This window comes from Mycobacterium hubeiense, assembly GCF_002838065.1.
Classification (GTDB): Bacteria; Actinomycetota; Actinomycetes; order Mycobacteriales; family Mycobacteriaceae; genus Mycobacterium; species Mycobacterium hubeiense.
This window is the reverse complement of sequence record NZ_PIZU01000028.1, coordinates 60,723-67,585: the sequence shown is the minus strand read 5'-3', so window position 1 is coordinate 67,585 and position 6,863 is coordinate 60,723. Positions and strand designations below refer to the sequence as shown.

Sequence of the window (6,863 nt, the reverse complement as noted above, 5' to 3'; positions counted from 1 at the left end):
CGGTCAACACCCCACACGCCAACGCCGCCAACGTATACGGCATCTCCTGCACCAACGCCTTGGCCAACCCCAGATGCCGATTCCCGCGCACCGGCGAATCACGCCGCGCCAACGCCACCTCACTGGCCACCCCACGACCCTGCTTGGCTGCGGGCACCCCCGCCGCCGCCTCGGCGGCGCGCCGCTTCTCATCCAACAAGGCCGCAGCCCGGGCCTGACCGGCCGCCGCCGCCGACTTCACCCGCTCCAACGCATCGATCCGGGCCACCAACGCAGCCTCACCGGCACGCGGATCCACCCCCACCAACCCCTCCAAATCGAACATACATTCGATAATGCCACACCCCACCGACAAACCTCACAGACCGGCTTCCGGCATCGTCTACAGATCGAGGAGAGGGCACTGATGACCGCAACGACCTGGCAGAAGCGCGTCGACTCCGGTGACTGGGATGCCATCAGAGCCGAAGTCGACGACTTCGGCGGGGCGCTGCTGCCGCGGCTGCTGAAGAAGTCCGAGGCGTCGTCGATCCGCGCGCTCTATCCCGACGACCACCTCTTCCGCAGCACCATCGATATGGCGCGCTACCGATTCGGCGCGGGCCAGTACCGCTACTTCGAACGGCCCTATCCGCAGCCGATCGAAGCGCTCAAGCACGCCCTGTACCCGCGCCTGCTGCCGATCGCCCGCGACTGGTGGACCAAACTCGGCCGCACGGCGCCATGGCCGGACACCCTCGATGACTGGCTCGACATGTGCCACGCCGCCGGCCAGACCAAATCCACGGCCATCCTGCTCAAGTACGGTGCCGGTGACTGGAATGCCCTGCACCGAGACCTCTACGGCGACTTGGTGTTTCCCTTACAGGTGGTGATCAACCTCAGCGAGCCGGATACCGACTACACCGGCGGGGAGTTCCTGCTCGTCGAACAACGGCCCCGCGCCCAATCCCGCGGCACCGCCGTGCAACTGCCGCATGGGCACGGCTTCGTGTTCACGACGCGGGAACGTCCGGTGCGGTCCAGCCGAGGATGGTCGGCTGCGCCCGTGCGCCACGGCGTCTCGGCCGTCAGATCAGGTGAGCGATTCACCCTCGGCTTGGTGTTCCACGACGCCGCTTGAGAACTATCACGTTGTCGACGAGCGTCCCGGTCTCGCCGTCCGGACCGGTCGCCTCGCGTTCGACTGGTTCTGCCCGGACCCGTTCCCATTGCGCCGCATCGAGATTCAGTGACTCCACCACTTCGTCAGGGCTCGGAAAATGGTGGTCGTGGATATGCTCCCTCGCCCACGGCGGCGGTTCGCCATGGTCGACGATGACGAGCAGCCCGCCGGGCTCCACGGCGCCGGCGGCGCGCCGCAGCACATCCTCGCGCTCCAACCGAACGGTGGAATGCAAGAACTGCGCCGAAATCAGGTCGTAGCGGCCCGAGGGAAAGCTGTCGGACAGATCGTGATGCTGAAAATTGATGTGGTCCGACACTCCTCGAACCCGAGCGTCCTCGGCCGCCCGCTGCAGCGCGGTCTCGGAGATGTCCACCGCGGTGACCTGCCATCCGTGCTCGGCCAGCCAGATCGCGTCGGCGCCCTCACCGCAGCCCAGATCGAGTGCGCGCCCAGGATCGAGCGGTGCGGCGATCTCGGCCAACCGCGTGTTGACGCGACCGCTCCAGACGCGGTCCCGCTCGCCGTAGCGCTCCTCCCAGTGCTGCTTCGCATCGATGTTCATGCCTCGATCTTGCCCGCGCCGCTACTAACTGCCAAGCTGGTTTGCCATGCAGGCAAAGACACGCGATGACTCTGTCGATCTCCGGGTGCGACGCCGACTGCGGGATCTGCGCACCCAACGTGGACTCACGCTGGAAGACGTCGCCACCCGGGCGCAGATCGACGTGTCGACACTGAGCCGCCTCGAGTCGGGAAAGCGGCGACTCGCCCTGGATCATCTGCCACGCCTGGCCGCTGCGCTCTCGGTCAGCACCGACGAGCTGTTGCGGGGACCCGAGGCCGAAGACCCACGCGTCAGAGGTGCCTCGCACACTCACGACGGTGTGACGTACTGGCCGTTGACGCGGCAGGGTCCCGCGGGTGGACTGCACGCGTTCAAGATCCGGGTCAGCGCGAAACGCACCACGCCGCCGGCCGAATTACCGGTACATGAGGGCCAAGACTGGATGTACGTGCTGTCCGGGCGACTGCGGCTGATCCTCGGCGACAAGGACTTCATCATCAAACCCGGTGAAGCCGTGGAGTTCTCGACCTGGACGCCGCACTGGTTCGGCGCAGTCGAGGGGCCCGCCGAGGCCATCACGATCTTCGGGCCGCATGGTGAGAAGCTTCACCTACACCGATGAGGTGACCTGCGTCTGATCGGGTCGCGCAAGAATCTCGTCCACCGTCGCGTCCACCGTGCGGTCAGTGGTGTCCAGCCACAGCCCGATCCGCGGTGTCTCGACACGAAGCACGGCGTCGAGGCGTCGACCGTGCATTGGTGGTAGGCATTCTTCGGGCGGCCGGCTTCCCGGGCTTGTACCGCAGCAGGATCCGGCGTCAGCACCACCACATGCAATGGGCGCGAACGGATTGCCGCCGCCATGTACTCGAGGTGCTCACCGAGCACCACGTCCTGCACCACCACGGACCGGCGTCCATATACCCGTCGCACACCAGCAAGGTGAGGCGATGCCGCAGCCGCGACTGTTCGAGGGCTTCCGGCGACGGTTGCGGGCTCATCTCGGCGCGTCTGTTGACGATCCAGCGCCGGAATAGGTCGCCGTGCACGTGCACGGACCGTGCGGCAACCCGCTCCGCGAGTGCCTGCGCCACCGAGGATTTGCCCGCGGCCTGGATGCCGGTGATCAAATAGACGGACGGGCCGATGTCAGTCTCCCGACAGATACGACGTCTGGTTCACCAGACGCACCGACGATGCACCGTCCGGGTAGAACTCGGCGATCGACAGCGACGCCAGGTCCAGGTGCAGCCGGTACAGGATGCCCGCACCGGCATCCAACGCCATTCGCAGCAGCGTCTTGATCGGTGTCACATGCGAGACGACAAGCACTGTCGTGCCGCCGTGTTCGGCGATGATCCGGTCACGCGCGCGGCGCACCCGGTGATGGACCTCATCGAAGCTCTCCCCACCGGGCGGGGTGACACTGGTATCACGCAGCCACCGGCGGTGCAGATCCGGATCACGCTGGGCGGCTTCACCAAACGTCAGCCCTTCCCATGCGCCGAAGTCGGTTTCGATCAAGTCGTCGTTCACGCTGACGTCGAGGCGCAGGGCCTTGGCCGCTGTCATCGCGGTGTCGTATGCCCGTTGCAGCGGTGAGGTGATCACCGCCGAGATCCCGCCCCGCTGCGCGAGATACTGTGCCGCAGCATCAGCCTGACGCCGACCGATGTCGGTCAGTGCCGGGTTTCCGCGGCCCGAATAGCGCCGCTGCGTGGACAATTCGGTCTGTCCATGGCGCAGCAGCAGAAACCGCGTCGGTGCGCCCTGTGCGCCCGTCCAACCCGCGGGCGACGACATCGTCTTGGGGGCTTTTACCGGTTCGGCCGGCGCATCCAGTTCGGCGGCCGCGTCCATCGCCTCGTTGGCGAGTCGGTCGGCATGGGCGTTGCGGCCGCGGGGAATCCACTCGTAGCTGATGTGCTCGAAGCCCGCCGCCAGCGCAGTGGCCTGCCGATGCAGCGGAATCAAATCGGGGTGCTTGACCTTCCACCGCCCGCACATCTGTTCCACCACGAGTTTGGAGTCCATGTACACCGCAACATCGGTGGCGCCGAGTTTCGCGGCTTCTTCCAAACCGGCGATCAGGCCACGGTATTCCGCGACGTTGTTGGTGGCCCGACCGATCGCCTGCTTACTCTCGGCCAATACCGTCTCGTGGTCCGCCGACCACACCACCGTTCCGTAGCCGGCCGGTCCAGGGTTGCCGCGCGACCCGCCGTCGGCCTCGACGATGACTCTCACCGATCGAAGTCCTTGACGCGCAGCAGGATTGCGCCGCACTCCGGACAGCGTAAGACGTCGTCCTCAGCGGCCGCGGAAATTCTGGCCAGCTCCCCCCGGTCGATCTCGATGCTGCACGCCCCGCACCGACGACCCTGTAATGTGCCGGCCCCGGCGCCGCCGCGGGCCCGCTGACGTTCATACAGTGCAACCAGATCCGCATCCAGCGCCGCGACCAGTTCTTCACGGCGGGAAGCGCATTGCTGCCGCGACTGATCGATGGTCACCAATGCCTCATCGCGCGCCTGCTGTGCATCGGTGAGCTCGGTCTGTAATTCGTCGATGCGCGCCAGTGCCGCAGCCAGCTCGCTCTGCAGTTCCTCCCGGCGCTCCATCACCTCCAGCAGCGAATCCTCCAAACTGGCCTGACGACGCTGCAGCGTCTCCAGTTCGTGTTGTAATTCGTTGAGCTGCTTGGCGTTGATGGCCCCACCGTCCAGCAGGGCGCGGTCGCGGTCCTCGCGCTGGCGTACCGAGTCGATCTCCGCCTCGTACTTGGAGACCTCCGCGTCCAGGTCCTCCTGGGCGATGCGCAACGCCGCCAGCCGGTCGTTGGCCGCGCGGTGGTCGGCCTGCACCTGCTCGAGGCGCTGCTGTTCGGCCAGATGCGCGGCGCGATGCTCGATACGCGCCAGCTCGGCGTCGACCTCGGCCAGTTCCAGCAGCGAACGTTGCTGTACGACTTCAGCTTTCATGGCTCGATTCTTTCGACGTTCCACGGATCGGTGCGGACCGAACTGACCCGCACAGCCAGCGCGTCACCGAAGTGACCGCGGAGCAGTTCGGCGGCCTGCCCACACCAGGGAAACTCGCTGGCCCAATGCGCCACGTCGACCAACGCGACGGACGAGCCGCGACGATGCTCGTCGGCGGGGTGGTGCCGCAGGTCGGCGGTGACGTAGGCCTGCACGCCGGCGGCGCCGACAGCGTCCAGCAGTGAATCCCCCGCTCCCCCACATACCGCCACCCGCGACACCATAGCGTCGGATTCACCTGACGCGCGCACCCCCCACGACGTTGCCGGAAGCGCGTCGTGGACGCGAGATACGAACGCGGCCAACGTCTCCGGCGTCGGCAACGAGCCCACGCGGCCCAGCCCCGTATCACCCGGGACACGAGCCAGGGCGAAGATGTCGAACGCCGGCTCTTCGTAGGGGTGCGCGGCCCGCAACGCGGCAAGCACGTGACCGCGCAACCGAGCGGGGGCGACCACCTCGACTCGGTCCTCGGGAACCCGCTCGACGGTGCCGACAGTCCCGATGGCCGGCGAGGCCCCATCGTGCGGAAGAAACTGGCCCGTCCCGGCGACACTCCAGCTGCAGTGGGAATAGTCGCCGATGTGCCCGGCGCCGGCGGCGAACACCGCGTCCCGAACGCCATCGGCGTGCTCGGTCGGCACGTAGATGACCCACTTGTCCATGTCGAAGTTTTCCGCCACCGGTGACAGCACCTCCTCGACCGCGAGCCCGAGCGCATCGGCCAGCGCGTCGGACACTCCCGGCGACGCCGCATCGGCGTTGGTGTGCGCGGTGAACAACGAGCGCCCGGTGCGAATCAACTGGTGTACCAAGGCGCCCTTGGCGGTGTTCGCCGCGACGGTGTCGACTCCCCGCAGCAGCAGCGGGTGGTGGGCGAGCAGCAACCCGTTGGCGGGCACCTCGGCGACGACGGCGGCGGTCGCGTCGACCGCGACCGTTACGCTCTCGACGTTGTCGGACGGGTCGCCGCACACCAGCCCGACCGAATCCCAGTCCTGGGCGAGTTGCGGCGGATACGCCTCGTCCAGCACGTCGATGACGTCGGCCAGCCGCACACTCACCGCAGCACCTCGGCCATCGCGCTCAGCAATTGCGGCCATTCCGGTCGCACCGCGGCGCGCAGGTACGATCCGTCCCACCCGACGAACGTGTCACATCGACGCACTGCAATTCCCTTGTTGTCCAATTGTTTTCGCATCAACTCGGCATCGGGAACGCCGAACAGCACAAACGGGGCGCGGCCGTCGACAACGTCCACACCCGTAGCCGTCAAGGCCGCCACCATCTCGGCACGCAGTGCCGCCAGCCGCTCGGCGCCCTGGGCGGCTTCGGTGATCGCTTCGGGTGTGCTGCACGCCGCGATCGCCTCGAGCGCAAGGGTGCCCAGCGGCCAGTGCGCCCGCCGGGACGTCAGCGTGCGGAGAACCTGCGACGGACCCAGCGCGTACCCGACCCGCAGGCCCGCCAGCGACCACGTCTTGGTCAAGCTGCGCACGATCACCACATCGGGCAGCACATCAGCTGCCAGCGACGCCGGCTCACCGGGTATCGCGTCGGCGAAGGCTTCATCGACCACGACGATGCGGCCCGGCCGGCGCAGCGCGAGGATCTTGTCGCGACTGTGCAGCACCGAGGTGGGGTTGGTCGGATTGCCTACCACCACCAGATCGGCGTCGTCGGGCACCCGCGCATCGGCCAATGTGAACGGCGGCGGCAGCACGACGTGCACGATGGGCACCCCGGCCGCCGTCAACGTCGCCTCGGGTTCGGTGAACGACGGCGCGATCAGGGCCGCCAACCTCGGCCGCAGGTTGGCCAGCAGAGAGAAGCCTTCCGCGGCCCCGGCCAACAGCGCCACGTTGTCGGCACGCCGCCCGTGCCGGGTCGCGACCGCCTCGATCGCGCGTCGTTGGTCGGCCGCGCTCGGGTAACGGCCGAGGTCGGCCAGCCGCGACGCGAGCCGGTCACGCAACCACTGCGGCGGCGTCGAAGAGCGAACGTTGACCGCGAAATCCACCATGCCGGGCCGCACGGCCTCATCGCCGTGATAGCGCGCGGCCGCACGCAGAAGAGTCGCCACATCCCG

At 67.6% G+C, this 6,863-nt stretch carries 9 protein-coding genes and 1 pseudogene; 2 read left to right on the top strand and 8 right to left on the bottom strand.

All coding sequences use genetic code 11. The features are described 5' to 3' along the window. Window positions 1–325: pseudogene (locus tag CWS39_RS19935) on the bottom strand (HNH endonuclease); the annotation flags it as partial. An 81-nt stretch (window positions 326–406) separates the two neighbouring features. Here CWS39_RS19935 and CWS39_RS19930 point away from each other — a divergent pair. Beyond that, window positions 407–1,123 (top strand): 2OG-Fe(II) oxygenase, encoded by a 717-nt coding sequence (locus CWS39_RS19930; RefSeq protein ID WP_102144652.1) that lies wholly within the window; start codon window positions 407–409, stop codon window positions 1,121–1,123. Here CWS39_RS19930 and CWS39_RS19925 read toward each other — a convergent pair. Beyond that, on the bottom strand, window positions 1,089–1,730 hold the full coding sequence (locus tag CWS39_RS19925) for a class I SAM-dependent methyltransferase (RefSeq protein ID WP_102144651.1): 642 nt from the start codon (window positions 1,728–1,730) through the stop codon (window positions 1,089–1,091). The genes CWS39_RS19930 and CWS39_RS19925 overlap by 35 nt on opposite strands. Before the next feature lie 46 nt (window positions 1,731–1,776). Between CWS39_RS19925 and CWS39_RS19920 the strand changes: the two genes are divergently transcribed. Next, window positions 1,777–2,355, top strand: a complete 579-nt coding sequence (locus tag CWS39_RS19920) for a helix-turn-helix domain-containing protein (RefSeq protein ID WP_102144650.1) — start codon at window positions 1,777–1,779, stop codon at window positions 2,353–2,355. On the opposite strand, the gene CWS39_RS29690 is transcribed toward CWS39_RS19920, so the two are convergent. From CWS39_RS29690 to cobC, 6 genes are all read right to left on the bottom strand, one after another. Next, window positions 2,344–2,490 (bottom strand): hypothetical protein, encoded by a 147-nt coding sequence (locus CWS39_RS29690; protein WP_233213596.1) that lies wholly within the window; start codon window positions 2,488–2,490, stop codon window positions 2,344–2,346. The two genes, CWS39_RS19920 and CWS39_RS29690, sit on opposite strands and share 12 nt — an antisense overlap. Before the next feature lie 61 nt (window positions 2,491–2,551). Continuing rightward, window positions 2,552–2,827, bottom strand: coding sequence for a hypothetical protein (locus CWS39_RS29685; protein WP_233213598.1), 276 nt, complete (start codon window positions 2,825–2,827; stop codon window positions 2,552–2,554). Window positions 2,828–2,882: 55 nt separating this feature from the next. Then, entirely contained in the window at window positions 2,883–3,980 is a 1,098-nt protein-coding gene (locus tag CWS39_RS19910) for a bifunctional RNase H/acid phosphatase (protein ID WP_102144649.1), read from the bottom strand. Next, window positions 3,977–4,714, bottom strand: a complete 738-nt coding sequence (locus tag CWS39_RS19905) for a zinc ribbon domain-containing protein (protein ID WP_102144648.1) — start codon at window positions 4,712–4,714, stop codon at window positions 3,977–3,979. Before CWS39_RS19905 ends, CWS39_RS19910 begins: the two co-directional genes overlap by 4 nt. Further along, window positions 4,711–5,838, bottom strand: a complete 1,128-nt coding sequence (locus tag CWS39_RS19900; RefSeq protein WP_199178212.1) for a Nif3-like dinuclear metal center hexameric protein — start codon at window positions 5,836–5,838, stop codon at window positions 4,711–4,713. The genes CWS39_RS19905 and CWS39_RS19900 overlap by 4 nt, the downstream gene beginning before the upstream one ends. Further along, window positions 5,835–6,857 carry an Rv2231c family histidinol phosphate aminotransferase CobC gene (cobC, locus tag CWS39_RS19895; RefSeq protein WP_102144658.1) on the bottom strand — a complete coding sequence of 341 codons (1,023 nt, stop codon included), beginning with the start codon at window positions 6,855–6,857 and terminating at the stop codon, window positions 5,835–5,837. The genes CWS39_RS19900 and cobC overlap by 4 nt, the downstream gene beginning before the upstream one ends. Window positions 6,858–6,863 lie beyond the last annotated feature (6 nt).

Bases quoted from the DNA above. Each gene is read 5' to 3' on its own strand.
- CWS39_RS19920 (WP_102144650.1), top strand. From the start codon at position 1,777: ATGCAGGCAAAGACACGCGATGACTCTGTCGATCTCCGGGTGCGACGC.
- CWS39_RS29690 (WP_233213596.1), bottom strand. From the start codon at position 2,490: ATGCACGGTCGACGCCTCGACGCCGTGCTTCGTGTCGAGACACCGCGG.
- CWS39_RS19930 (WP_102144652.1), top strand. From the start codon at position 407: ATGACCGCAACGACCTGGCAGAAGCGCGTCGACTCCGGTGACTGGGAT.
- CWS39_RS19925 (WP_102144651.1), bottom strand. From the start codon at position 1,730: ATGAACATCGATGCGAAGCAGCACTGGGAGGAGCGCTACGGCGAGCGG.
- CWS39_RS19905 (WP_102144648.1), bottom strand. From the start codon at position 4,714: ATGAAAGCTGAAGTCGTACAGCAACGTTCGCTGCTGGAACTGGCCGAG.